A 24,835-nucleotide genomic window follows, 5' to 3' on the forward strand; every position below is an offset into this window, starting at 1 on the left:
TTTAAATGGAAAAGATGAAAAATGTTATCCAATCGTTAAAAACGTGGCATAAGTTAGTAATTGGTGCTGCGCTTTTAGCGATTGTAACAGGAGCACTTTTATACTTCACCTTGCCAGATAAATATGTTGTTGTATATCAAAATTTAAATGATACAGATAAACAAGAGATTACAGCAGAATTATCGAAGTTAGGTGTCGATTATCAATTAGCGGCCGATGGTTCGATTCGTGTGCAAAAGAATGATGCTCCATGGGTTCGAAAAGAAATGAATGGGATGGGCTTACCGTTTAATTCGAAAAGCGGTGAGGAAATTTTATTAGAAAGCTCGCTCGGTTCAAGTGAGCAAGATAAAAAAATGAAGCAAATTGTCGGTACGAAGAAGCAATTGGAGCAAGATATTGTAAGAAATTTTGCGACAGTTGAAACGGCAAATGTTCAAATTACATTGCCTGAAAAAGAGACAATTTTTGATGAAGAAAAAGCAAAAGGAACAGCGGCGATTACGGTTGGAGTGAAGCGTGGACAATTGTTAACAGCTGATCAAGTTGCGGGTATACAGCAAATGATTAGTGCAGCGGTTCCTGGTGTGAAAGCAGAAGAAGTAAGTGTTATTGATAGTAAAAAAGGTGTTATCTCAAAAGGAGCAGATGAAGCACATTCTAGTAGTTCCTCCTCTTATGAGAAAGAAGTAGAGATGCAGCACCAACTTGAAGGTAAATTAAAGCAAGACATTGATGCAACGTTAATGACGATGTTTAAACCGAATGAATATAAAGTGAATACGAAAGTATCTGTAAACTACGATGAAGTTACACGTCAGTCAGAGAAGTATGGTGATAAAGGTGTACTTCGTAGTAAACAAGAGCAAGAGGAAAGCTCTACTGCGCAAGAAGGGGCAGATACGAAGCAAGGTGCTGGTATTACAGCTAACGGTGAAGTGCCAAACTACGGTACGAACAATAATCAAAATGGTAAAGTTGTCTACGATAATAAAAATGGCAACAAAATTGAAAATTATGAAATAGATAAAACAGTTGAAACAATTAAGAAACACCCAGAATTAACGAAAACGAATGTTGTTGTATGGGTAGATAATGATACGTTAGTAAAACGTAGAATTGATATGACAACTTTTAAAGAAGCAATCGGAACAGCGGCAGGACTTCAAGCTGATCCGAACGGTAACTTTATAAATGGTCAAGTTAACGTTGTAACTGTTCAGTTCGATCAGCCGAAAGCCGAAAAAGAGAAAGAGCCAGAAAAAAGTGGTATGAACTGGTGGTTATTCGGTGGAATTACAGCTGGCTTATTAGCAATCGGTGGTCTAGTATGGTTCTTATTAGCAAGACGTAAGAGAAAGAAAGAAGAAGAGGAATATGAAGAATACTTAGCAGAAGAGGAAATTGCTGCAAGTAATGAAAGTATCTTGGAAATTCCTGAAGAAAAAATAGTGCCAGAGCCAAAACCTGAACCAGAAGAACCGAAAGAACCAACGTTAGATGAACAAGTGCAGGATGCTACGAAAGAACATGTAGAAGGTACTGCAAAAGTAATTAAAAAATGGTTAAACGGACAGTAAGGGAGGAACAATGATGTTAGATGAAATCTCCTCCAAAGAAAAAGCTGCCATCCTTATTCGTACATTAGAAGAAGGGGTGGCAGCAAAAGTCATTGAATATATGACAGCTGAGGAAAAAGAAGTATTACTTCGTGAAATCGCAAAGTTTCGTGTATACAAACCAGAAACGTTAGAAAATGTACTAGGAGAGTTCTTATATGAACTAAATGTAAAAGAATTGAACTTAGTCACTCCAGATAAAGAATACATTCGTCGCATATTTAAAAACATGCCAGAAGACGAACTGGAAAAATTATTGGAAGATCTTTGGTATAACAAAGATAATCCGTTTGAGTTCTTAAATTCACTTACAGATTTAGAGCCACTTCTTACAGTGCTTAATGATGAGTCACCACAAACAATTGCAATTATCGCTTCTTATATTAAACCGCAACTTGCGTCTCAATTAATTGAGAGATTGCCAGATCATAAGCGCGTTGAAACGGTAATGGGTATAGCGAAACTAGAACAAGTTGATGGTGAATTAATTAATCAAATTGGTGAGTTGTTAAAATCGAAATTAAATAATATGGCATTTAGTGCAATTAATAAAACTGATGGCTTGAAAACAATCGTAAATATTTTAAATAATGTTTCACGAGGTGTTGAAAAAACAGTCTTTCAAAAGCTGGATGAAGTCGATTATGAGTTATCTGAGAAAATTAAAGAAAATATGTTTGTCTTTGAAGACTTACTTGGTCTTGAAGATCTTGCGCTTCGCCGTGTATTAGAAGAAATTACAGATAACGGTGTTCTTGCGAAAGCACTTAAAATTGCAAAAGAAGAAATTAAAGAGAAATTATTTACATGTATGTCTTCAAACCGTAAAGAGATGATTCTAGAAGAATTAGATGGCTTAGGACCGCTTAAGATGACGGATGCTGAAAAAGCGCAGCAAACGATCACTGGTACAGTGAAAAAGCTAGAGAAAGAAGGAAGAATTATCGTTCAAAGAGGTGAAGAGGATGTCCTTATTTAAAAACAGAATTCCGAAGAATTCTGTTTCTTTTTCTGAAGAAACGTATGAATTACAATTTCCAAAACCAGCTTCAGTTCAAATAGAAGAGGAAGAATTACAAGCTGATCATGCAGAACTTCGCGCCCAGCAAGAATCGTTACATATGGAAATGAATCAGCTAAGGCAAGAGAAGCAAATGCTAGAACGAGAGCGACAGCAATTATTACAAGATAAAGAACAATTTCAAATGCATATTCATGAGCAAATGGAACAGATGGAAGCAGCGCGTGTGCAATTTCAAAAAGAACAACAAGAAACAGCATATGAATGGACAGAGTTATTATGGGATCAATCTTTTCATCTAGCAGAAAAAATCGTGAATCAAGCGGTAGATTCACGATTGCTTGATGTGTTACCTATTTTAACCGGCATAGTGCAAACATTGCCAACTTCGTTTGAAAAATTAATCATTACAGTACATCCAGAAACGTTTGAACGTATTCAAGAAGAGAAGGAAAATACGAAAGAATATTGGTTACTACAATTAGTAGAATGGAAATATGATTTCTCCCTGCAGTTTGGTGAATTTGTTCTGGAAGAAGAGAAAGAATTCTTTGAATTTAAATTTGCACCTATATTTGTGAAACTTCGTCAGAAATGGGAAGAAGAGAAGTTATTTGAGGAGCAAAATGTATGAGCCGCCTGTTAATGAATGAGAACGAAAAATGGAATAAGTTCATTGAAACACCGCTGTATACGAAAGTAGGCAAAGTTCATAGTGTACAAGAACAGTTTTTCGTAGCAAAAGGGCCGAAAGCGAAGATTGGTGATGTTTGCTTCGTTGGAGAACATAACGTCTTATGTGAAGTGATTGCCATTGAAAAGGAAAATAATATGCTACTTCCATTTGAACAGACAGAAAAAGTATGTTATGGAGATTCAGTGACATTAGTTTCAGAAGATGTTGTTGTACCACGTGGTAATCACTTGCTCGGAAAAGTGTTAAGTGCAAATGGTGAAGTGTTAAATGAGGAAGCTGAAAACATTCCATTACAGAAAATAAAACTAGATGCACCACCTATACATGCATTTGAACGTGAAGAGATTACCGATGTATTTGAAACAGGAATAAAATCAATTGATTCTATGCTAACAATTGGTATCGGTCAAAAGATTGGTATTTTTGCTGGGTCAGGTGTTGGTAAATCAACTTTACTTGGAATGATAGCAAAAAATGCAAAAGCTGATATAAATGTTATTAGTTTAGTAGGAGAACGTGGCCGGGAAGTAAAAGACTTTATTCGAAAAGAGTTAGGCGAGGAAGGTATGCGAAAAAGCGTCGTTGTTGTAGCGACGTCAGATGAAAGTCATCTTATGCAACTTCGTGCAGCGAAACTTGCAACGTCTATTGCTGAATACTTCCGTGATCAAGGTAATAACGTATTACTTATGATGGACTCTGTTACTCGTTTTGCCGATGCACGAAGAAGTGTTGATATTGCTGTTAAAGAGTTACCGATTGGTGGTAAAACACTGTTAATGGAAAGTTATATGAAGAAGTTGTTAGAGCGGTCCGGAAAAACACAAAAGGGATCTATAACAGGTATTTATACGGTGCTTGTTGATGGGGATGATTTAAATGGTCCTGTACCAGATTTAGCACGTGGTATTTTAGATGGACATATCGTATTAAAGCGTGAGCTTGCAACGCTTAGTCATTACCCTGCAATTTCAGTATTAGATTCAGTAAGTAGGATTATGGAAGAAATTGTTTCGCCACATCATTGGCAACTTGCAAATGAAATGAGAAAGATTTTATCAATTTATAAAGAAAATGAATTGTATTTTAAGCTAGGAACGATTCAAGAAAATGAAGAAAATGCTTATATTTTTGAATGTAAAAATAAAGTAGAAGGCATAAATACATTTTTAAAGCAAGGTCGATCGGATAGTTTCCAATTTGATGATATCGTTGAAGCGATACAGCATATAGTATAAGGCCTCTGCCCAAGAGGTCTTATTTTTTTGTTTTTTAATATTTCACAGATTTTTTTGGAAAAAAACTATATAATAGAAAAAGAGAACGTTATAATAGAAAGGGGCTATGAAAACAGGTGGATAAACAGCAGTACGACACAATAAAATTGCAAATAAACCAAGAAAAAGAACATATTTTAAAAGAAGTGTATGAATTAACAGCTGAAAAAAGAAAAATAGAACAAAAAAAAGAATATGATTTATATGTTGTGAAATCGCGTAGTAAAGTCGTACAAACTGGGCAACGTATTATGGCTGGAATGCTTTCTTCACATACGTTTTCACCTGAAAGAATAGAAGAATGGAATCGAAAAATTAAAAAAACGGAAGGTTTTATTCAAAAAAATGAAAGTCTTTTAGAGCAAGTAAAAGAAAAAGAACGTGTCATTGATGAGATGTATCAAGAAGATTGCAAAAAGCTTGCGAAAGCACAAGAAAAGCTGGAAGAAAAAATGCTTCTGGATTTGAAAATGTGTATGAATGGATGAGGTGAATGTAGTGATACAGTCTGTATTACCGGTGCAACAAAGTTTACCTCCGCAAAAAGAAAAAGGGCTAGAAGTACAATCAAAAAATGAAGATTCTTCATTCGATCGTACGATGAGAATGGAAAATAAAAAACAGCCGCAAACGGAGAAAACGAAACGAGAAGAAGCACCAAAAGAAGAGAGAAAAGATTATATTCTTTCTAAAAAATCGGTAACGGAAGAAGAACCTATTGTAAAGAAAGAAGAAAAAAAAGAGACAGAACAGTTGTTATTAGCTGTATCTGAGCAAATGGTTGCAATTGAGCAATTACATGTGCAGCCGGAATTGTTATATCAATACATACAAAAAATACAAGAGCTATATAAAGAATATGGCAATATTAAACTTAATGAATTACCTGCAGCTGAATTACAACAATTACAAGAACTTCTTTCAAATATGAATATCAAAAATGCTATATGTTTAGAAGATACAATGCAAATGGTATTAGACAAAATGAAGATGCCAGAGCAAACGATGCAAGCATTGAAGGTTGTAGAAACAGAAACTTGTAATATTGCAAAGGAACAAGAAGAGTCTAAAGAGGTAGATCTTCCGAAACTTGAGAGCGATGATGCAAAGGTAGAGTTGCCAGAATTTGATGCATTAAACGATTCGAGCTCTGCAGGTGCAGAATTATTAAATAAAACGACGAGTACCGAACAAATAGGGAAATCAAATAGTGGTGCTGAGAAAGTTTCATTACCTGACTTAGGAAAGAAAATGGAAGCGCAAGTAGAAGCGCTGCAAAAATTTGTAGTGAAACAAGAACGTGTTTTATTCCAGTTAAATCCAGAAAAACTTGGTACATTAACAGTGTTTATGAAAAAACACGGAGATCAAATTGACGTTCACGTAGAAATGGAAAAACACGATGCAAAAAAACGTGTTGAAATCATTTTTGATGAATTGAAATTAAAGTTAAAAGAAAAAGAAATCAATATTCAAATTAGCTATTCAGATAAAGATGAAAATCGTAAAGAACAGCGAGAACAAGAGCAAAGGCAAAAACAGAAATTAGCAAATCCAAATCATGAAAAACAACAATCAACAGAATTTGCGGGATTATTGGAGGAATAAAGAGTGCCAACAGTTGGATTAAATACAACGAGTACAAATCATATTCCATTGCAAACACAGGTGCAAAACAAAGATGCTATTATGGTTAACGGAACAGGGCAACAAGTCCAAAAAGCAGATGGGACGAAATCAGTAAATACTCAACAAACACCTGGTGTAATGGGAAAGGATGATTTTCTAAAACTGTTTTTAAAAAGCTTAGAATATCAAGATCCGTTTAATGCAATGGATATGAATCAAATGATGAATCAAATGTCACAAATGTCTATCATGGAGCAAGTACAAAATATGACAAAGGCTGTAGATTCTCTTCGTACAACAATGCATACGACAGCGATTGATGGAGGAATGAAGTTTTTAGGGAAGTATGTAAGAGGTGTTGATAGTAAAGGCGAGAAAGTATCTGGTCAAGTTGATATTGTTCGTCTTGCTGAAAATAATGAGGTACAGCTTGTTGTTGATAACCATGTTATTTCATTACATTTTGTAGAAAGAGTCTCTGATAAGCCAATATCCGAAGTAAATCCAGAAGATCAGAAAATAGAGAACATAGATAAAACAGAAGAAACTATTATAGAAAAATAATAAGGAGTGTACATTAATTATGATTAAAGCGTTATATACAAGTATTACAGGGATGAATGCAACACAAAATGCATTAAGTGTTACTTCAAATAATATTGCAAATGCACAGACACCAGGGTATAAGAAGCAAAAAGCCATTTTTGACGATTTATTATATAATAATTCCACGGGTTCAAGAGGAAATGAAATGTATGCTGGCACAAACCCAAAAAGTATTGGTAACGGTGTGAAATTGAGTGGAACATCTACGGATTATAGTGGTGGATCTATTACAACGAATAATGGAAAAACGAATGTAGCAATTGAAGGTAACGGTTTTTTTGCTGTAGGTGATATGAACGGTGGAAATGTGCAATATACACGTAAAGGGACGTTTAGCGTATCGGAAAATTATTACCTAACAAATTCAGAAGGACAGTATGTTATGGCATACCCTGGGAACCCTGCTACAGGTGAGGTAGACTTTACTCGTGCACCGGGGCCTGTAAAAGTACCAATGGGAACTGCAGTAGGAGGAATCCAATCAACAAAAGGGATTTTAAAAGGTAACCTTGATACTACAACAAAAGGTGCGACACAAGAGTTAACAGTATTTGATAGTGCGGGGAATGCATTAACTGTGCAATTTGCATTTACAAAAGGGGCTGATCATAACTATTCATATACAGTAAAAGTTCGAAACGATTCAAAAGGGGACAAAGAGTTTAAAGAAATTGATAAAGGAAATTTAGAATTTAATGATGTTGGTCAAATTACAAGTGGACAAACAAAGACATTCCAATTTAATGGAAATCCATCGTTCACACTTGACATGAGTCAAATAACAAATCATCCAACCAAAACTACATTAGCTCCATCAGAGATTGATGGCCAGAGGGCAGCAATTGTTAAGGATTGTCAAATTACAGAAGGTGGTTATGTAACCGCGACATATGATGATGGTAGTAGTAGAATCATCGGCCAACTTGCTGTAGCTATGTACCCTAATGAAGGTGGATTAATGAAAGTAGGGAATGGTAACTATGTGGAAACACCAGCAGCAGGTAACCGTGTAATGGGCGTTTCAGGTCAAAATGGTGCAGGAACAATACGTGCGAACTCGACAGAAGGATCAAATGTAGATTTATCTGTCGAGTTCGTAGATTTGATGCTGTATCAACGTGGATTCCAAGGAAATGCGAAAGTAATTAAAGTTTCTGATGAAGTATTAAATGAAGTTGTAAACTTAATTCGATAATCTATTATAAAGAAAAATTGTAATGAGTGTAGAAAGGGTTTTTTATTCGTATGACAAGACAAGAGCGAATTTTACAATTGCCTTTTTTCGAAAATAAACGTGAACTTGCCGAGCAAGTATTAAAAATAGAACGAGAAGAGCATGTATATTTACCAGATCAATTTGAAATTAAGCAAGTGCCTCCGTATTCATTTGGCGAAAAACAAGCAATCATTGGCCGTATCCATGAGTTTTATTTCATAAGTGTTGGTAGCGATAGTGTTTGGAAGTATCAACTGTTTAAGGATGAGATGAAGTGTCGTGAGTTTTTTGTTATGTTGCCAAATATTACGGATCAGCAGATAGCGTTTTGGTTTAATAACATAGAGTTATTGAAAAGTTCTTAAAAAGATCTTAAAAGCTCTTTTTAGGGTTGGCGAGAGGACCCAGCGTTGTTTTGGAGCGGTTAGTGCCTAATAGGGACTCGACTGGTGTGTAAGGACAGAGTATGGAGAGTTACTAGGGTAGTATAAGAAGAGGTAAGCAAAGTTTAGTGTGGATAAAAAGTTATAATCCAGAAGAGCTCCTAGTTGTAAGAATAGAGCTATGGAGATGTACTGAGATAGTTGGGGATGAGATAATCATTTCATAGTAGGCCAGTGCCTTCTGGATAGTATGTGACGATAGATTTTTATAAAAGGAGAGGTGAGGAGGATGGCGCAAAATAAGTATCGCGTTACATTCATTTCGCCGAGTGAGGTTGAGCAGCGAACTGTAATGGCGGCGAATAGTCTGCCAGATTTAATTCGTAAAGTAGAAAGTATTATCGCAGATCCAAACGGTTATTTTGTGAATGATAAAAAAAATAATTGTTATTTTAAAGTGATTAAAGAAAATGTTACGTTTATTCAATATGAGTTACTATTTTCGGATAAGGAAATTCATATTGAAAAATTAAAACATATAGCACCGGTGGTATTAAAACGATTATTCGAAAAAATAAATGATCCGGAATTATATGCACTCGCGCTACTTGATGTTGATATAGCAACGAAAGAATATGTGCTAGCAGAAATGAATTCTGAGCTGAGAATAAGAGTAGAGAAAGAGCTTTCGAAAAAATGGGAAGCAATGCCGACGGAAATTGTAGGAGCACAAGAAGTTTTATTAGAGGCACTTGCTTCGTTTACACAAGATTAATTGTTTTTTAATAAAATGAATCGTTCGACTATCTATATTTTTTATATAGGTAGTTGACTTTTTCTCTTTTATAAAGCTTAATAATTAGATATACGGAATTAATGGAAGGGGAGCGACACCTTTATGTCACAAGCACAAAGTATTTTATTAGAAAGCGGAACAAATGAATTAGAGATTGTTACGTATACTGTTGGTGAAAACCTATTTAGTATTAATGTTATGAAAGTACGTGAAATCATTAATCCATTCCCTGTTACAACTGTGCCAGAATCTCATCATGCAGTTGAAGGTGTTGTTCAAGTACGTGGTGAAATTTTACCTGTTATTAACTTGGCAATGGCTCTTAATTTAAAGTCAACAAAGCCACTTGATCAAACGAAATTTATCATCTCAGAATTAAACCAAATGAAAGTTATTTTCCGCGTTGATGAAGTGCATCGTATTCAACGTATTTCGTGGGAACAAATTGATGAACCAGCTTCATTATCTATGGGACTAGAAGAAACGACATCTGGTATTGTAAAACTAGATGGCAAAATCATTTTACTATTAGATTATGAAAAAATTGTATGTGAAATTAGCGGCACTGGTTATGACAATAAATCAATTGCAGGGTTAGAACAAAAAACAGATCGAGCTGAAAAAGTAATTTACATTGCAGAAGATTCAGCGATGCTTCGCCAAATATTAGAAGAAACATTATCATCAGCTGGATATACGAAAATGAACTTCTTCAGCAATGGTGCAGAAGCGTTAGCGCAAATTGAAAAATTAGCGAAAGAGCAAGGCGAAAAAATGTTTGAACATATTCACTTGCTAATTACGGATATTGAAATGCCAAAAATGGATGGACATCATTTAACGAAAGTGGTTAAGGATAGTGAAGTAATGAATCGTCTACCAGTCATTATTTTCTCTTCATTAATTACAAATGAATTATTCCATAAAGGTGAAGCTGTAGGAGCAAATGCTCAAGTAAGTAAGCCAGATATTCAAGAGCTAATTGGTTTAGTTGATAAGTTAGTGCTTTAAAAGCTTCTTTTTAGCCGGAATAGAAGCTCTAGCCAAGTGTTGAGCGGTCAGTGCTTAATAGAGCCTTATGCGATTTTGAGACCAGAGATATGGAGTGGTTATAGGTAAGTAGAAGAGCTGGCCATCGAGACTCGGTTTGAAGAGCCGGTGTATAGCACTTTTCTATTTATTGGGAATAGAGGAACTACTTATGTAAGGAAGTTTTCAGTGCCCAATAGAGTCTCGAGCGATGTGAGTTCAGAGGTATGAAGTAGTTTTAGGTAAGAAGAAGTGAGACTTCAAATGAGGTTTTGAAGTCTCGGTTTACAATTCTATTCTTTTAGAGGAGGGAAGGAATTAGCCATGTGTAGCATTGGCTAGTTCCTTTTTAGTATTATATACTTTAAAGTGGTAGAAAAATGAAAGGTTTCTGGGGTGTTTGTCGCTGTATGTGTGAATAATCTTTATTTAGAGATTTTTGATTTAAAAATATAAGCGAACGTATTTTCGGGATTACTTTAGTAACATTTAGTGGTAACGCAAATTTTTTCGGTGAAAAAATATCCAAAATACCATATAATATAATTAAATGTAATTAATATGCAATTTTACATATTAATAAAAAACATTTTCCAAATTTTTATACTTTCTATACATTTTTGTATTTTTATTATTTGACAGATAATTTCGAACTGTTATAATATGGATATGTAAAAATTGCTATTTTCTTAAAAGACATGGGAGTCAGATGAGAATTGTGAAAGGATGAGGGGGAGTGGCACAGATTATGTATCACCACACAGCAATTAATGTATTAGGTCTTTTACAAAACATGTCAAATAATAAAATGAACGATATGCAACTAGAGGCGGAATTTAAAAAAATAGAAAAAGAATTCCAAGTAAAGTATGAAGAATTAGTTGATTTACATAATAGAATGGTATTATTCCAAATAGATATAGAAAAAAACGGCGGGATGCGAGCCTATGAAAAATCAGCAATTACATGGCTGAAGTCTGAACTAGAGCTACTGTATGAAGTGTATCAATTTTGTCAACGTCATGGTTTAAACATTTTAAGTATTTCAAAATACGTAAGTAAAAATGAACTAAATCTTTTTCCAAAAACAGAAAGTCAATTGCAAAATACGTATTATAAATTGAAAAAACATGAAATACCGTTTGAAAATATTGAAAAACAAAAACCAGGACGAAAGCGAAAATATATACCAGTAAAAGAGACAATCGTAGCAAGAAAAAAAGAAAACGAGTACGAATTCAAAGAAGAAATCCAGCACAAAGAGGATGAAAAAAGTCTTGTAACAGTTATATCTGGTATTGTTGATAACTTTGAAACAATTAATCAATGTAGTGAAAGGAAAGAAGACGAACTACATCAGTTTATGGAAGGTATTTATAAGCTTTCTAGCATGGCAGCAGGGCGTTCTAGAGAAGCGAAGAATACACGTAGCTTAGAAGGTGAATTGCAGTCGTTACAACTAGAAAACGAAAGGTTAAAACGAGAGAAAGAAGAGCTTGTGCAAGATATTAAAGGTATGACGCAGCTTTTAATTCATTTCATTACAAGTTCTGATATTGATCAAATTCGTAAATTACCAACTTTTGTACAAGATTGTAAAATGGAATTACATAAACTAGGGCTATATAATGCACAAGACGGAAAAATGAAAATAATGGTTGATCGTAGCGGACAAGTTATGACGGTAACACAGTAATAAAATTTGGGTACAAAATAAAAGGGAGATACATAGTTTATATGTATTTCCCTTTTATTTTGTGTGGAATCGTTTTAAAGAAGGAAGATGAATTCTTACGATTGTAGTAACTTAGAAACTCTTTGCGGAATTTGATTAGTTTGTGAAATCATACTAAGTGCAACTTCAGTTAACAATTTAAACTTTAAAAAATGACTCATCTCCTGTGCCATGTCAGTGTCTTCGATTTGAGAAGCAGCTGAAGCCATAGAAGAAGATTGGCTCTTCAGGTTGTTTATGTTAAAGTCAAGACGGTTTAACGTAGCACCTAGAGTTGCACGGTTAGATGCAATTGTATCTAATGCAGAATCAATTGATTTAATTGCAGCAGAAGCGTTTGGTGCAGATTTTTTAATATCGCCTGCTTTAATCATTGTATCAGGTGCAAAAGTAGTACCGATTGCTTGGGCCTTTGTAAGATCCGGTGCTTCTTCATATGCTTTAATTTTATCTTCAACAGCTTTAACATCTGTGTCAGACATGAAACCTTTAACTTTATCAAATTTTGTTTTAAAGTCATCAACTGCAGTTTTAATTTCTTCAGGAGTTGATCCTGCTACAGGTGCTTTCAATGCACCTAATCCAGTTGCTCCACCAGCAGCTTTAGCTGCATCAATGTCTGTTTTAGCTGCAGTAAGTTGTGCAGCTGTAATTGTTTGCTCACCAGTGCCCTCAATAGATAATTTGTCAATATTTAATGCTTTAGTAGATGAATCAGCAAGATTAATATTGATCTGTTTCGTTGTATCAGCGTTATCTAGAGTTTGAATAGCAATAGATTTGTTATTGCCATTTAATAATTTCTTATCGTTAAACTCTGTGTTTTTAGAAATGTAATCGATTTGATCTTTTAATGCAGCAAATTCTTTATCTAAAGCTTTTTGGTTATCGCTAGTGTTCGTACCGTTTGCAGATTGGTTAGCGATGTCACGCATACGAAGTAAGATGTTAGAAACAGAGTTTAAAGCCGAATCAGCTGTATGGATTAATGACATACCGTCTTGTGTGTTGTTAGCTGCTACTCTTAATCCACTTGCTCTCGCACGCATACGAGTCACAATAGCAACATTCGCTGGATTATCAGAAGCTGTATTTAATTTCTTACCAGTCGTTAATCGTTCTATCGCAATATTCATTCGTCTCTCATTCTCATACAACGAATGTCTAGCATTCATACTTAAAATATTCGTACCAATACGCATAATAGACACTCCTTTTAGATTGATATAGAGTTGGTGTTCTAAAACTAATAAATGGCTAAGAAAAGAAAAAAGGCTTATGCTTATCTCCTATTTGTGTTTTAACATGAGAGGGGATAGAGATAGGAACTGACCGCTACTATACATCGCGGGCGCTCTCTTTCACCTAAAAAAAGAAAGGTTTTACAAATAATTCATTTATATGGAAGAATAAACCTCTCCGCAAGCGGAGAGGTTTATTCAGGAAACTAACTCAAATGGATTATTGTAATAATTTAGAAACCATTTGTGGAGTTTGGTTTGCTTGAGAAAGCATGCTGATACCAGCTTCGTTCAAGATTTTGAACTTAGTCATTTCAGACATTTCTTTCGCCATGTCAGCGTCTTCGATTTGAGAAGCAGCTGAAGCCATAGAAGAAGATTGGCTCTTCAGGTTGTTTACGTTAAAGTCAAGACGGTTTAATGTAGCACCTAGAGTTGCACGGTTAGAAGCAATATTTTTTAATGCTGTATCGATAGATGCGATTGCACCAGAAGCATTAGCTTTAAGATCTGTAGTCTCAAGTTTTGTTAATGTAGCAAATTCTTTACCAAGTGCTTGTGCAGCAGCTTGTGCACCAGCATCATTTGCTTTATTGTAATCTTCAAGTTTCGTTTCAATTTTCTTTACATCGTCTGCAGACATGAATGGTTTAACCTTATCGAATTCTTTCATAGCAGCAGTTACATCTGCAGCAAATGCTGCTTTATCAGCACCTGTTTTTGCTCCAAGATCAGCAAATGCTTTTGTAGTTGCATCATATACTGTTTTTTCTACTTTATCAGTTCCAATAGATAAAGTATCAAGCCCTAATTCTTTAGTAGAAACATTAGATAAGTTGATGTTAATTTGCTTACTTGTATCAGCATTATCTAATGTTTGAACTGCGATAGTTTTATTTGAACCATCTAATAATTTTTTATCATTGAACTCAGTGTTTGTAGAAATATAATCGATTTGCTCTTTTAATGCATCAAATTCTTTATTTAATGCAGCTTGGTTTTCATTAGTATTTGTACCATTTGCAGATTGGTTTGCAAGGTCACGCATACGAAGTAAGATGTTAGATACTGAGTTCATTGCTGAATCAGCTGTACGGATTAATGAAATACCGTCTTGAGTGTTGTTAGCTGCAACACCTAATCCGCTTTCACGAGCACGCATACGAGTTGCGATTGCAAGACCTGCTGCATCGTCAGAAGCGTTGTTGATACGTTTACCGCTTGATAAACGGTCCATAGCGTTGCTCATTTTAGCTTGGTTTTGGCGCATGTACTCTTGAGTACGCATGCTGTTAATGTTTGTATTAATTCTCATGTTAAGAAACCCCCATTTTTTTATATTGACTTTTCTGCAAATTGAAAAACGGTAATATGCGAAAAAATCAATTTCGAGATTTATTGTAATCCTTGCCACAACGGGTGTCAACTAAAAATTCGAATTAATAAATATAAAAAAATAACAGTTTAACAATATATTCATTTTTTTATTACATAATTATTAAAAGGATTATTGCAAACTTTAAAAAAAAACTCTAATATTAGATTATCTTTGTTTACCGAAAAGGTGATAGTATGATAGTTGGAAATATAGTAAAAGAAGTGCTTGCATATAAGAAAGGGCAAATTCAGCAAAAGCTAAGTAGTCCACAAGCATTTGTTAGTAGTCGTTTTCAAGAGAATTTGCAGAGTGAACCTGCGAAGGAGACGAAGGCTACTACGCAGCCGGCAAAAGTAGAAGATATGAGTCAGCCGGTACAATCTACGAAAATAGAAGCGGTTGTTAATAAACCGGCAGAAACTATTAATAAAGTAGAGGAAGCGAGTAAGCCTGAAGAAAAGGCTGAAACGAAGAAAGCAGATGAAGTGCAAGTTGCGCAAAAAGAGTTTGAACGACGTTTCCCAGAAACGAAAAATGAGGCCGCTGATACGTGGGAATTAACGAAGAAGTATAATATTCAAAAAATACGTTCTTCCAATGAAGGCAAGTATGAGGATATTATTGATCGAGTAAGTCGTACATATGGAATTCCAAAAACGTTAATTCAAAAAATGATTGAAGTAGAGTCTAATTTTAATCCGAAAACGGTGTCACATGCCGGTGCGATGGGACTTATGCAGCTTATGCCAGCGAATGTGAAGGAGATGGGTGTGAAGAATCCCTTTTCACCAGCTGAAAGTATTGAAGGTGGCGTGAAAGAGTTAAGCGGTTATTTAAAGAAAAATAACGGCGACTTAGTATTGGCGCTTGCTTCTTATAATGCTGGCCCTGGGAATGTGAGAAAGTACGGAGGCGTACCGCCATTTAAAGAAACGCAAGGATATATAAAAAAAATATTAAATATCGACGTTTCAAAATAGGGAGTTTCATATATAGAGAGAACATGAAATTTTCGTGAACATGATATGGGAGTTGGCTAGATTTGAAATTACAAGATGATATTCCGTTAACAATTTATTTTGAAATCGGAAATACGAAAAAGAAAATTGAAGATCTGCTTCATATTACGAAAGGTACATTGTATCGTCTTGAAAATTCAACGAAAAATACGGTGCGTCTTATGCTTGAGAATGAAGAGATTGGAACCGGAAAGATTTTGACGAAGAATGGAAAGATGTACGTTGAAATCGTTGAATTGAAAAGGTAGGGAAGGGGATTGTCATGAGTGGCGAAAAATTAAGCCAAGAGCAAATTGATGCCCTGCTGAAGGCGGTAAATGAAGGCGAGGAAATGCCAGCTTTCGCACAAGAAGCAGGAAAGCAAGAGAAATTTCAAGAGTATGATTTTAATAGACCAGAGAAGTTCGGTGTTGAGCATTTACGTAGTTTGCAAGCGATTGCTTCTACGTTTGGGAAACAGACGTCACAGACGTTATCAGCGCGTATGCGTATTCCAATTGAACTAGAGCCTTCAACGGTTGAGCAAGTTCCATTTACGAGTGAGTATGTGGAGAAAATGCCGAAAGATTATTATTTATATTGTGTAATTGATCTCGGTTTACCAGAGCTTGGAGAAATTGTTATTGAGATTGATTTAGCATTCGTTATTTATATTCATGAATGTTGGCTTGGCGGAGATAGTAAGCGTAACTTTACGATGCGCAGACCGTTAACAGCATTTGAGTTTTTAACGCTTGATAATATATTCTTGCTTCTTTGTAAAAATTTAGAGCAATCATTTGAAAAGTGTTGTTGCGATTGAACCGAAATTTGTAACGACGGAAACAGATCCGAATGCATTAAAGATTACGACAGCGAGCGATATCATTTCATTACTTAACGTAAATATGAAAACAGATTTTTGGAATACGACGGTGCGTATCGGGATTCCATTCTTATCTGTTGAAGAAATTATGGATAAGTTAACGTCTGAAAATATTGTCGAACATTCTTCAGACAAGCGTAAAAAGTATACGTCTGAAGTGGAAATGAAAGTAAATCAAGTGTACAAACCTGTTCACGTTGCGATTGGTGAGCAGAAAATGACAATGAGTGAGATTGAACAAATTGAAGAAGGCGATATTATTCCGCTTCATACGAAAGTTTCGGATGAATTACTTGGTTATGTAGATGGAAAGCATAAATTTAATTGTTTTATTGGAAAAGATGGAACGCGTAAGGCGCTCCTATTTAAAAGTTTTGTAGAGTAGGAGGATCCATATGAAGCATGAAGTATCTCCCGTGTCATTAATGGGATTAGAAGATTTTGCAGGAAAGCGAAATGAAGCAGGTAAAGCACATATTGATACTGTTTCAGATATTTCGATTGAACTTGGTGTAAAGCTTGGAAAGTCATCTATTACACTTGGTGATGTAAAGCAGTTAAAAGTTGGCGATGTTCTTGAAGTAGAGAAAAACTTAGGACATAAAGTAGATGTGTATTTAAGTAATATGAAAGTCGGCATCGGTGAAGCAATCGTAATGGACGAGAAATTCGGTATTATCATTTCTGAAATTGAAGCTGATAAGAAACAAGCGGCGCTTATGAAAGCGCAAAGTCAAATGCAAGATAAAGAGTAGAGGAGGAGTCATATGTCGTATATGACGACCTTATTTCAAGTCGTTTTACTGTTTGGTGCGCTCGGTTACGGTGCATATTATATGACGAAAAAGACGCGCAAACAGCAGTTTTTTAAGCAGGGTGAAAATGGCCATATTCAAGTAAAAGACGGCGTTTATTTAAATCATCAAACGAGTGCCTTTTTATTTGAAGTGGACGGAAAGCAAGTGTTCACTGTTATTAGTAATAACGGTGTGCAGTCTGTGCAATTAACCGGAACAGGAAATCAGTTTCAACAAGCACTAGAAGACGCGGTGAAGAGTGAAACGAAAAAAGTAGAGGATCCATCATGAGAATAAAGAAACAGTTATCATTATTAGCCGTTATTTTCGTATTTTCTATCGTTTTTTCAATTATTTTTGTAAATCCAGCGTATGCGGCCCCGAACGGTTTTATTAATTTCGAAAATGGAAAAGAGTTTACGAGTAATTCAAGTGTACAACTATTTGCGCTCGTTACCCTTTTATCATTATCTTCTTCTATCGTTCTATTATTTACACATTTTACTTATTTTATGATCGTTCTTGGGATTACACGTCAAGGACTTGGGGTAATGAATTTACCACCAAACCAAGTGCTTGTTGGACTTGCATTATTTTTATCACTCTTTACGATGCAGCCTGTACTCGGGCAACTGAAGAGCGATGTGTGGGATCCGATGACGAAAGAGAAAATAACAGTAAGTCAAGCTGCGGAAACGACAGCTCCTATTATGAAAGAATATATGTCAAAACATACGTATAAGCATGATTTAAAAATGATGCTGAAAGTACGCGGAGAAGAGTTGCCGAAAGATTTAAAGGATCTTTCACTATTTACGCTCGTACCATCCTTTACGTTAACGCAAATTCAAAAAGGTTTACTAACAGGGATGTTCATTTATTTAGCGTTTGTATTTATAGATTTGATTATTAGTACACTTTTAATGTACCTCGGGATGATGATGGTACCGCCGATGATTTTAAGTTTACCGTTTAAAATACTCGTTTTCGTATATTTAGGTGGATATACAAAAATCGTCGACATTATGTTTAAAACGGTCGCCTGAAGCGTTTGATGCTATGTGATAGGAGTCATATAAATGAATACGTCACCAATTATAGATATTTTTCAAACCTTTTTTTATAAAGGGGTTATGATTTTAATGCCGGTTGCCGGCGTAAGTATGATTGTCGTTATTATCATCGCTGTCATTATGGCGATGATGCAAATTCAAGAGCAAACGCTGACGTTTTTACCGAAAATGGCGAGTATTGTCCTCGTTATTATCATTTTAGGTCCGTGGATGTTCCAAGAGTTAACGACACTTATTTTAGATTTATTTGATAAAATCCCCTCGCTATTGCGTTCGTACTAAGATAGGTGAACTGAAATGAATATGGAATTATGGGCGGCAACGTTTTTTGCGTTTTGCCGCATTACTTCATTTTTATATTTTTTACCGTTTTTCTCAGGACGATCCATTCCAGCAATGGCGAAGGTTACAGTTGGACTTGCTCTTTCAATTACAGTGGCTGATCAAGTGGATGTCTCTCACATCAAGACAGTTTGGGACGTTGCAGCTTATGCAGGAACGCAAATTGTAATTGGATTATCACTTTCAAAAATTGTAGAAATGCTGTGGAACATTCCGAAAATGGCCGGGCATATTTTAGACTTTGATATCGGTTTATCACAAGCAAGTTTGTTTGATGTAAATGCGGGCTCACAGTCTACTTTACTATCAACCATTTTTGATATATTTTTTCTCATTATTTTTATTTCACTTGGCGGCATTAATTATTTCGTTGCCACGATTTTAAAGTCGTTTCAATATACAGAGGCGATTTCAAAATTGCTGACGACTAGTTTCTTAGATAGTCTACTCGCAACGCTATTATTTGCGATCACATCAGCGGTTGAAATTGCTCTTCCGCTTATGGGAAGTTTATTCATCATTAACTTTGTTCTAATTTTAATTGCAAAAAACGCTCCGCAATTAAACGTTTTTATGAATGCATACGTAATTAAAATTACATGTGGTATTTTGTTTATTGCGATGAGTGTACCGATGCTCGGTTATGTGTTTAAAAATATGACGGATGTATTACTTGAAGAATATACGAAACTATTTAACTTTTTCTTAACGAAGTAGGGGGACGCGCATGGCAAAGGATAATAAAACAGAAAAGGCCACCCCGCAGAAGCGTAAAAAATCGCGTGAAGAAGGGAATATTGCCCGGAGTAAAGATTTAAATAATTTATTTTCCATTCTCGTATTAGCAGTTGTCGTTTATTTCTTCGGAGATTGGCTAGGGTATGAGATTGCAAATTCCGTAGCGGTACTGTTTGATCAAATTGGAAAAAATACAGATTCAACCGAGTATTTTTATTTAATGGGGATTTTATTATTGAAAGTATCGGCTCCGATATTAATACTCGTATACGCTTTTCATTTATTTAATTATATGATTCAAGTCGGCTTCCTATTTTCTTCTAAAGTCATTAAACCGAAAGCGTCACGTATTAATCCGAAAAACTATTTTACGAGACTGTTTAGTCGTAAAAGTTTAGTAGATATTTTGAAATCACTATTTTATATGGGATTAATCGGTTACGTCGCTTACGTTCTCTTTAAAAAGAATTTAGAGAAAATTGTCAGCATGATTGGATTCAACTGGACTGCATCACTTACTGAAATTATTAGGGAAATTAAATTTATTTTCTTAGCAATTTTAATTATTTTAATCGTTCTTTCTATTATTGATTTCATTTATCAAAAATGGGAGTACGAGCAAGATATTAAGATGAAAAAAGAAGAAGTGAAACAAGAGCATAAAGATAATGAAGGGGACCCGCAAGTTAAAGGGAAACGAAAAAACTTTATGCATGCAATCTTGCAAGGAACAATTGCGAAGAAGATGGATGGCGCAACGTTTATTGTAAACAACCCGACTCATATTTCGGTCGTACTTCGTTACAATAAACACGTTGATGCAGCACCAATTGTCGTTGCAAAAGGGGAAGATGAGCTCGCGTTATATATACGAACGCTTGCCCGTGAACAAGAAATACCAATGGTGGAAAACCGTCCGCTTGCTCGTTCTTTATATTATCAAGTCGAGGAAGATGAGACGATTCCAGAAGATTTATATGTAGCTGTAATTGAAGTTATGCGCTATTTAATTCAGACGAATGAACTTGAAGTATAATAGCGCGTTTGGAGGAGATCTCTTTGTTTAAGATAGATTCTGCAAGAACCTATTTTTCTATCTTTTTAGCAGCGTCATTCGTAGTGGCGCTCTTAATCCCACTTCCACCATTTATACTTGATATTATTATCGTTTTTCTACTAAGTATGTCAGTGCTTATTTATATGCGAGCGACAAGTATTAACGAGTGGGATGAATTAAAGTCATTTCCAACGATGCTGTTATTAATCGGGATTTTCCGCGTATCGATTAACGTTTCGACGACGCGAGCGATTTTGACAGATGGAAATGCTGGTCATGTTATTGAAGAGTTCGGTCAGTTCGTAATTGGCGGAAACTTATTAATTGGTATCGTTATTTTTACAGTATTAATCATATTTCAGTTTATCGTTGCAAACGGTGCGTCTCGTACAGCTGAAGTAGCAGCTCGTTTTACACTTGATTCTTTACCAGGGAAACAAATGTCTATCGATGCTGATTTAAACCAGCGTATTATTTCAGAAAAAGATGCACAAGCAAAACGAAAAAAATTAAATATGGAAACAGAGTTTTACGGGGCGATGGATGGTGCCGGAAAGTTCATTAAAGGGGACGTTATTTTCGGGATTGTCATTTTATTCGTAAACATTATTTTCGGCTTAATTGTCGGAATGATGCAGCAAGGGATGAGCTTTGCGGATGCAGCTCTTCATTATACACAGTTAACTGTCGGTGACGGAATCGTAAACCAAATCGGTTCGTTAATGCTTGCAATTTCAACAGGTATTATCGTAACTCGTGTATTTGACGGTTCACCGGATACAGTAACAGAAGGTATCTTTAAAGAGTTATTAGCGCATGAAGTCGTTGTATATGCGCTCGGTGGTTTATTTATCGCAATGGGTATTTTTACTCCGCTACCGTTTCTACCATTTGCACTCGTTGGCGGAACAATTATCTTCTTAGGTATTCGTAATAAAAATCGAATAAAGAAAGAAAAAGAAGACGAGCTTCAAAAAGAAATAGAAATGATCCAAGGCGAAGATGAGCAACTACAACAAGTGGAAGATTCATTCGGAGTATTTACGGATAAATATCCAATTATAGTAGAACTCGGTTTAGATTTAGCAGCACTTGTAAAGCAGAAAATTAACGGGGAAACAGCGCGTGATAAAGTTGTTCTTATGAGGAAGTCGATTATTACTGACCTTGGTATTAACGTTCCTGGAATTAACTTTAAAGATAATACGAGCTTTAGACCACGCGGACGTTACATTATTCGAATTAAAGGTGCGAAGGCGGCTGAAGGTGTTTTAAAATCAGGTTATTTATTAGCACTGAAAACACCAAACGTAATGGCTGATTTAGATGCAGAGCCAGCGAAAGATCCAATTTTCGGTGAAGATGGATATTGGATTTTAGAGCATATGGTGCAAGATGCACAAATGAAAGGCTATCAAGTGTTAGAGCCACTTAGCATATTAATTACACATTTAGATGTTGTCGTTAGACGTAATCTTCATGAATTAATTCAGCGCCAACATGTAAAAGACTTAATTAACTCGCTTGAAAATGATAATGGCGTTCTATTAGAAGAGATTAAGAAAAAAGAAATTGATTTATCACTTGTTCAAAATGTTATTAAACAACTTCTAAAAGAAGGTATTTCTATTCGTGATTTACCAACAATTATTGAAGGTATTATTGACGGCAAAGAAATTTATCAAAACCACGTGGATGGTGTAACATCATTTGTTCGTGAATGTATTTCAAAAGTTATTTGTGAAAATGCGAAAAATCCGGACGGAAAAATATATGCAGCGCTCTTCTCTGATTCAATCGAGTTAGATGCGGATGTTGTGAATAATTCATATCAAGGTTACTTATTAAACTGGGATTTAGATTTAGAAACACGTGTCGTTGAGCAAGTGCAGCGCGTCTTTAAGCAAGCACGTTTAATGGGAAGAGAACCAGTGTTATTAACACGTAGAAAAGATTTTAGATTTGCGATTGTAAGACTGCTAGAACGTTATCAAGTGGAAGCACAAGTACTTTGTATTAGTGAATTAGCACCAGAAATTGTTGTGGATCAAATTGCCTATATTGAATAGTAGGGGGTGAAGTAATGGAAAGTACAGAAAAGAAAGAAGCGTTAATGCGAATAAAAGCAGCTTCGAAAAATGAATTGTATCGAAAGTTATTTGACCAATATGGTACAGATTATTATTACGTTGTCGATGAAAGTGTAAAACGAAATATACCGTTTTTTTGGAAAAAGGATTATGAAATGTTAGTTGCATTTCCAGAAGAAAAACAGGAAGAAGTGAATGAAGGTACAGCTCAATTTCATGAACAATTAATGGATGTTGTGAATGATCCTTCAGAACAAATTGTGAAGGCGAATGGAATTCAATCAGTACTGCACAATTTAGAAAACGTAACGACTTCTATGTCATACGCGGCGATGCAAACAGGAAATAGTGAAGAATGGGCAAGAAAAAAAGAGAAACTATTAAAGCTGTTTGAAAAAGGAATCGTCGTTGTGAAACCGATGAAAGAAACGGAAGTAACGAAAAAGAAAAAAGTTGTGAAACAAGTCGTTCCAGTAAAGAAAGAAGAAGTAGCTCCAAAGAAAGAAAATCAAGAATCTGTACCGTTTATTATTCAAAAAGTAATTCGGATGCTAGAACAAAACGATGTGGAACAATATTTCATTCATGCATATGCTGAAAAGTTAAAAATAAAGTTTGAAAATGCAACGATGATTACGGAAGAAGAAGTTATCAGGTACATATTGGAAGATATGAAATCTCATTTTAATACGGAAAACGTCTTTGAAAAAGAAGTACAAACAATTGCATTAATAGGTCCAACTGGCGTTGGTAAAACGACGACACTTGCGAAAATGGCATGGCAATTTCACGGTAAGAAAAAAACAGTTGGTTTTATAACGACCGATCATTCGCGCATAGGGACAGTGCAGCAATTGCAAGATAACGTAAAGACAATTGGATCTGAAGTAATTGCTGTGCGTGATGAAGCTGCAATGACAAGAGCGCTTACGTATTTTAAAGAAGAAGCACGCGTCGATTATATTTTAATTGATACAGCCGGAAAAAATTACCGTACGTCAGAAACAGTGGAAGAAATGATTGAAACGATGGGACAAGTAGAACCAGATTATATTTGTTTAACGTTATCAGCTTCTATGAAAAGTAAAGATATGATTGAAATCATTACAAACTTTAAAGATATTCATATAGATGGTATTGTGTTTACGAAATTTGATGAAACAGCAAGTAGTGGCGAATTGTTGAAAATTCCAGCAGTATCATCAGCTCCTATTGTATTAATGACAGATGGCCAAGACATAAAGAAAAATATACATATCGCTACAGCTGAACATTTAGCAAAACAAATGTTACAAACATCGTAGAAAAGAGGTGAAGAATAAGGCGCTTGCCTTATTCAAACGAATATGAACGGTCTTTATATAGGTTCTATGGGCATGATGAATTACATGCAGCGCATTAATGTTCATTCGAATAACGTTGCAAATGCTCAAACGACAGGATTTAAAGCAGAAAATATGACGTCTAAAGTATTTGATGTACAAGACACATATCGCCGCGGAGATGGGGCGGTAACAAATATCGGTTCGGTCGATTACGCTGTAGTACCAGCTGCAACGCATGTGAATTTAGTACAAGGAAATATACAAATGACAAATAGCGCTACAGATTTCTTTTTAGATGACGGCGCGGCCGGCACAACATCATTTTTCGTTACTTCTAAAAATGATGAAACGTTTTTAACGAGAGATGGTAGTTTCACATTAAATAGTGATCGTTATTTACAAACGTCATCTGGTGCTTTCGTAATGGGAGAGAATAATGAGCGTATTCGTATTCCAGAAGGAGCAAAGGTTGCTGTACAAGCAGATGGTACATTATATGATGAAGTAACACAAAATAATATTGCTCGTTTACAAACAAAAACAGTAGATGCAGAAACGAATGCACGTCTCGTGCAACGTGAAAACAAAAGCTTTACACTAGCAGAAGGAAACATTGCTAATTTACCGAACGGAACAGGGATAGTAAAAAATCATATGCTAGAAAATTCAAATGTAGATATGACGAAAGAGATGGCAGATCTTATGACAGATCAAAAGATGATTCAAGCATCACAGCGTGTTATGACGTCATTTGATAAAATTTATGAAAAAGAAGCGAATGAAATATTGAGATAGTGGACTCCTAATAAAGGAGTCTTTTATGAATTTAAAATTTCAGAATTATCAATTGACTTTATGAAGCTTCTTTTTTATATTAGTAGGTATAACTATAACTACTAAAG

Annotated in this window: 25 protein-coding genes and 1 pseudogene; 24 read left to right on the forward strand and 2 right to left on the reverse strand. The window is 35.3% G+C overall.

Annotated elements, in window-relative coordinates; all coding sequences use genetic code 11:
• The first annotated feature begins 5 nt into the window (after positions 1-5).
• The 12 genes from D1166_RS14920 to D1166_RS14975 all read left to right on the forward strand — a co-directional run bounded on the left by D1166_RS14920 (position 6) and on the right by D1166_RS14975 (position 11,969).
• The gene (locus tag D1166_RS14920) at positions 6-1,580 is read left to right on the forward strand and encodes a flagellar M-ring protein FliF C-terminal domain-containing protein (RefSeq protein ID WP_000413953.1); all 1,575 of its coding nucleotides are present in this window, start codon (positions 6-8) and stop codon (positions 1,578-1,580) included.
• 13 nt (positions 1,581-1,593) lie between these two features.
• A complete protein-coding gene (gene fliG, locus D1166_RS14925; RefSeq protein WP_000883364.1) occupies positions 1,594-2,598 on the forward strand; it encodes a flagellar motor switch protein FliG in 1,005 nt (334 codons plus the stop codon).
• A complete protein-coding gene (locus tag D1166_RS14930) occupies positions 2,585-3,274 on the forward strand; it encodes a FliH/SctL family protein (protein WP_097856434.1) in 690 nt (229 codons plus the stop codon). Before fliG ends, D1166_RS14930 begins: the two co-directional genes overlap by 14 nt.
• Positions 3,271-4,575 carry a flagellar protein export ATPase FliI gene (fliI, locus tag D1166_RS14935; protein ID WP_000088693.1) on the forward strand — a complete coding sequence of 435 codons (1,305 nt, stop codon included), beginning with the start codon at positions 3,271-3,273 and terminating at the stop codon, positions 4,573-4,575. The genes D1166_RS14930 and fliI overlap by 4 nt, the downstream gene beginning before the upstream one ends.
• 116 nt (positions 4,576-4,691) lie before the next feature.
• A complete protein-coding gene (locus D1166_RS14940) occupies positions 4,692-5,102 on the forward strand; it encodes a hypothetical protein (protein WP_000360855.1) in 411 nt (136 codons plus the stop codon).
• Between the two features lie 10 nt (positions 5,103-5,112).
• Positions 5,113-6,222 carry a flagellar hook-length control protein FliK gene (locus D1166_RS14945; RefSeq protein WP_118043346.1) on the forward strand — a complete coding sequence of 370 codons (1,110 nt, stop codon included), beginning with the start codon at positions 5,113-5,115 and terminating at the stop codon, positions 6,220-6,222.
• Positions 6,223-6,225: 3 nt separating this feature from the next.
• Positions 6,226-6,807: a flagellar hook assembly protein FlgD gene (locus tag D1166_RS14950; RefSeq protein WP_097856436.1), complete on the forward strand. Its 582-nt coding sequence runs from the start codon at positions 6,226-6,228 to the stop codon at positions 6,805-6,807.
• 19 nt (positions 6,808-6,826) lie between these two features.
• On the forward strand, positions 6,827-8,044 hold the full coding sequence (locus D1166_RS14955) for a flagellar hook protein FlgE (RefSeq protein ID WP_097856437.1): 1,218 nt from the start codon (positions 6,827-6,829) through the stop codon (positions 8,042-8,044).
• A gap of 50 nt (positions 8,045-8,094) precedes the next feature.
• Positions 8,095-8,430, forward strand: coding sequence for a DUF3964 family protein (locus D1166_RS14960; protein WP_000198167.1), 336 nt, complete (start codon positions 8,095-8,097; stop codon positions 8,428-8,430).
• Between the two features lie 307 nt (positions 8,431-8,737).
• Positions 8,738-9,223 (forward strand): LysR family transcriptional regulator, encoded by a 486-nt coding sequence (locus D1166_RS14965; RefSeq protein ID WP_097856438.1) that lies wholly within the window; start codon positions 8,738-8,740, stop codon positions 9,221-9,223.
• A gap of 123 nt (positions 9,224-9,346) precedes the next feature.
• Entirely contained in the window at positions 9,347-10,255 is a 909-nt protein-coding gene (locus D1166_RS14970; RefSeq protein ID WP_000075943.1) for a chemotaxis protein, read from the forward strand.
• 766 nt (positions 10,256-11,021) lie between these two features.
• A complete protein-coding gene (locus tag D1166_RS14975) occupies positions 11,022-11,969 on the forward strand; it encodes a DNA-binding domain-containing protein (RefSeq protein WP_118043342.1) in 948 nt (315 codons plus the stop codon).
• 95 nt (positions 11,970-12,064) lie between these two features.
• Here D1166_RS14975 and D1166_RS14980 read toward each other — a convergent pair whose 3' ends face one another.
• Both D1166_RS14980 and D1166_RS14985 read right to left on the reverse strand, forming a co-directional pair.
• The gene (locus tag D1166_RS14980) at positions 12,065-13,210 is read right to left on the reverse strand and encodes a flagellin N-terminal helical domain-containing protein (protein ID WP_097856440.1); all 1,146 of its coding nucleotides are present in this window, start codon (positions 13,208-13,210) and stop codon (positions 12,065-12,067) included.
• A 259-nt stretch (positions 13,211-13,469) separates the two neighbouring features.
• A complete protein-coding gene (locus tag D1166_RS14985; protein WP_078994759.1) occupies positions 13,470-14,564 on the reverse strand; it encodes a flagellin N-terminal helical domain-containing protein in 1,095 nt (364 codons plus the stop codon).
• Between the two features lie 257 nt (positions 14,565-14,821).
• Here D1166_RS14985 and D1166_RS14990 point away from each other — a divergent pair, with 257 nt between their 5' ends.
• The 12 genes and pseudogenes from D1166_RS14990 (at position 14,822) to D1166_RS15045 (ending at position 24,728) form a co-directional block, all read left to right on the forward strand.
• Positions 14,822-15,607: a lytic transglycosylase domain-containing protein gene (locus D1166_RS14990; protein WP_097856441.1), complete on the forward strand. Its 786-nt coding sequence runs from the start codon at positions 14,822-14,824 to the stop codon at positions 15,605-15,607.
• 62 nt (positions 15,608-15,669) lie between these two features.
• Positions 15,670-15,894: a flagellar motor switch protein FliN gene (locus tag D1166_RS14995; protein WP_000775712.1), complete on the forward strand. Its 225-nt coding sequence runs from the start codon at positions 15,670-15,672 to the stop codon at positions 15,892-15,894.
• A 14-nt stretch (positions 15,895-15,908) separates the two neighbouring features.
• A pseudogene (gene fliM / locus D1166_RS15000) lies at positions 15,909-16,896 on the forward strand (flagellar motor switch protein FliM).
• A 10-nt stretch (positions 16,897-16,906) separates the two neighbouring features.
• Entirely contained in the window at positions 16,907-17,266 is a 360-nt protein-coding gene (gene fliN / locus D1166_RS15005) for a flagellar motor switch protein FliN (protein WP_000680010.1), read from the forward strand.
• Positions 17,267-17,278: 12 nt separating this feature from the next.
• On the forward strand, positions 17,279-17,599 hold the full coding sequence (locus D1166_RS15010; protein WP_000121176.1) for a hypothetical protein: 321 nt from the start codon (positions 17,279-17,281) through the stop codon (positions 17,597-17,599).
• Complete coding sequence (locus D1166_RS15015) at positions 17,596-18,354, forward strand: flagellar type III secretion system pore protein FliP (RefSeq protein ID WP_001220582.1); 759 nt, start codon at positions 17,596-17,598, stop codon at positions 18,352-18,354. Before D1166_RS15010 ends, D1166_RS15015 begins: the two co-directional genes overlap by 4 nt.
• A gap of 33 nt (positions 18,355-18,387) precedes the next feature.
• Entirely contained in the window at positions 18,388-18,663 is a 276-nt protein-coding gene (locus D1166_RS15020; protein WP_001098085.1) for a flagellar biosynthetic protein FliQ, read from the forward strand.
• Between the two features lie 15 nt (positions 18,664-18,678).
• The gene (locus tag D1166_RS15025; RefSeq protein ID WP_001055718.1) at positions 18,679-19,440 is read left to right on the forward strand and encodes a flagellar biosynthetic protein FliR; all 762 of its coding nucleotides are present in this window, start codon (positions 18,679-18,681) and stop codon (positions 19,438-19,440) included.
• Between the two features lie 10 nt (positions 19,441-19,450).
• Positions 19,451-20,497, forward strand: a complete 1,047-nt coding sequence (flhB, locus tag D1166_RS15030; protein WP_001030111.1) for a flagellar type III secretion system protein FlhB — start codon at positions 19,451-19,453, stop codon at positions 20,495-20,497.
• 23 nt (positions 20,498-20,520) lie between these two features.
• A complete protein-coding gene (gene flhA / locus D1166_RS15035) occupies positions 20,521-22,587 on the forward strand; it encodes a flagellar biosynthesis protein FlhA (protein ID WP_000472534.1) in 2,067 nt (688 codons plus the stop codon).
• Between the two features lie 14 nt (positions 22,588-22,601).
• Positions 22,602-23,912 carry a flagellar biosynthesis GTPase FlhF gene (flhF, locus tag D1166_RS15040; protein ID WP_000446169.1) on the forward strand — a complete coding sequence of 437 codons (1,311 nt, stop codon included), beginning with the start codon at positions 22,602-22,604 and terminating at the stop codon, positions 23,910-23,912.
• A 42-nt stretch (positions 23,913-23,954) separates the two neighbouring features.
• Positions 23,955-24,728 (forward strand): flagellar basal-body rod protein FlgG, encoded by a 774-nt coding sequence (locus tag D1166_RS15045; protein ID WP_001013934.1) that lies wholly within the window; start codon positions 23,955-23,957, stop codon positions 24,726-24,728.
• Positions 24,729-24,835: the final 107 nt, after the last annotated feature.

Origin of the sequence: Bacillus sp. ISO11 (assembly GCF_003458115.1) — a bacterium.
GTDB lineage: Bacteria > Bacillota > Bacilli > Bacillales > Bacillaceae_G > Bacillus_A > Bacillus_A cereus.

Bases quoted from the DNA above. Each gene is read 5' to 3' on its own strand.
- D1166_RS15015 (WP_001220582.1), top strand. From the start codon at position 17,596: ATGAGAATAAAGAAACAGTTATCATTATTAGCCGTTATTTTCGTATTT.
- fliN (WP_000680010.1), top strand. From the start codon at position 16,907: ATGAAGCATGAAGTATCTCCCGTGTCATTAATGGGATTAGAAGATTTT.
- D1166_RS14975 (WP_118043342.1), top strand. From the start codon at position 11,022: ATGTATCACCACACAGCAATTAATGTATTAGGTCTTTTACAAAACATG.
- D1166_RS14955 (WP_097856437.1), top strand. From the start codon at position 6,827: ATGATTAAAGCGTTATATACAAGTATTACAGGGATGAATGCAACACAA.
- D1166_RS14970 (WP_000075943.1), top strand. From the start codon at position 9,347: ATGTCACAAGCACAAAGTATTTTATTAGAAAGCGGAACAAATGAATTA.
- D1166_RS14985 (WP_078994759.1), bottom strand. From the start codon at position 14,564: ATGAGAATTAATACAAACATTAACAGCATGCGTACTCAAGAGTACATG.
- D1166_RS14930 (WP_097856434.1), top strand. From the start codon at position 2,585: ATGTCCTTATTTAAAAACAGAATTCCGAAGAATTCTGTTTCTTTTTCT.
- D1166_RS15020 (WP_001098085.1), top strand. From the start codon at position 18,388: ATGAATACGTCACCAATTATAGATATTTTTCAAACCTTTTTTTATAAA.
- D1166_RS14960 (WP_000198167.1), top strand. From the start codon at position 8,095: ATGACAAGACAAGAGCGAATTTTACAATTGCCTTTTTTCGAAAATAAA.
- D1166_RS14920 (WP_000413953.1), top strand. From the start codon at position 6: ATGGAAAAGATGAAAAATGTTATCCAATCGTTAAAAACGTGGCATAAG.
- D1166_RS14990 (WP_097856441.1), top strand. From the start codon at position 14,822: ATGATAGTTGGAAATATAGTAAAAGAAGTGCTTGCATATAAGAAAGGG.
- D1166_RS14965 (WP_097856438.1), top strand. From the start codon at position 8,738: ATGGCGCAAAATAAGTATCGCGTTACATTCATTTCGCCGAGTGAGGTT.
- fliI (WP_000088693.1), top strand. From the start codon at position 3,271: ATGAGCCGCCTGTTAATGAATGAGAACGAAAAATGGAATAAGTTCATT.
- flhB (WP_001030111.1), top strand. From the start codon at position 19,451: ATGGCAAAGGATAATAAAACAGAAAAGGCCACCCCGCAGAAGCGTAAA.
- flhF (WP_000446169.1), top strand. From the start codon at position 22,602: ATGGAAAGTACAGAAAAGAAAGAAGCGTTAATGCGAATAAAAGCAGCT.
- D1166_RS14980 (WP_097856440.1), bottom strand. From the start codon at position 13,210: ATGCGTATTGGTACGAATATTTTAAGTATGAATGCTAGACATTCGTTG.
- D1166_RS15025 (WP_001055718.1), top strand. From the start codon at position 18,679: ATGAATATGGAATTATGGGCGGCAACGTTTTTTGCGTTTTGCCGCATT.
- fliG (WP_000883364.1), top strand. From the start codon at position 1,594: ATGTTAGATGAAATCTCCTCCAAAGAAAAAGCTGCCATCCTTATTCGT.
- D1166_RS15010 (WP_000121176.1), top strand. From the start codon at position 17,279: ATGTCGTATATGACGACCTTATTTCAAGTCGTTTTACTGTTTGGTGCG.
- D1166_RS15045 (WP_001013934.1), top strand. From the start codon at position 23,955: ATGAACGGTCTTTATATAGGTTCTATGGGCATGATGAATTACATGCAG.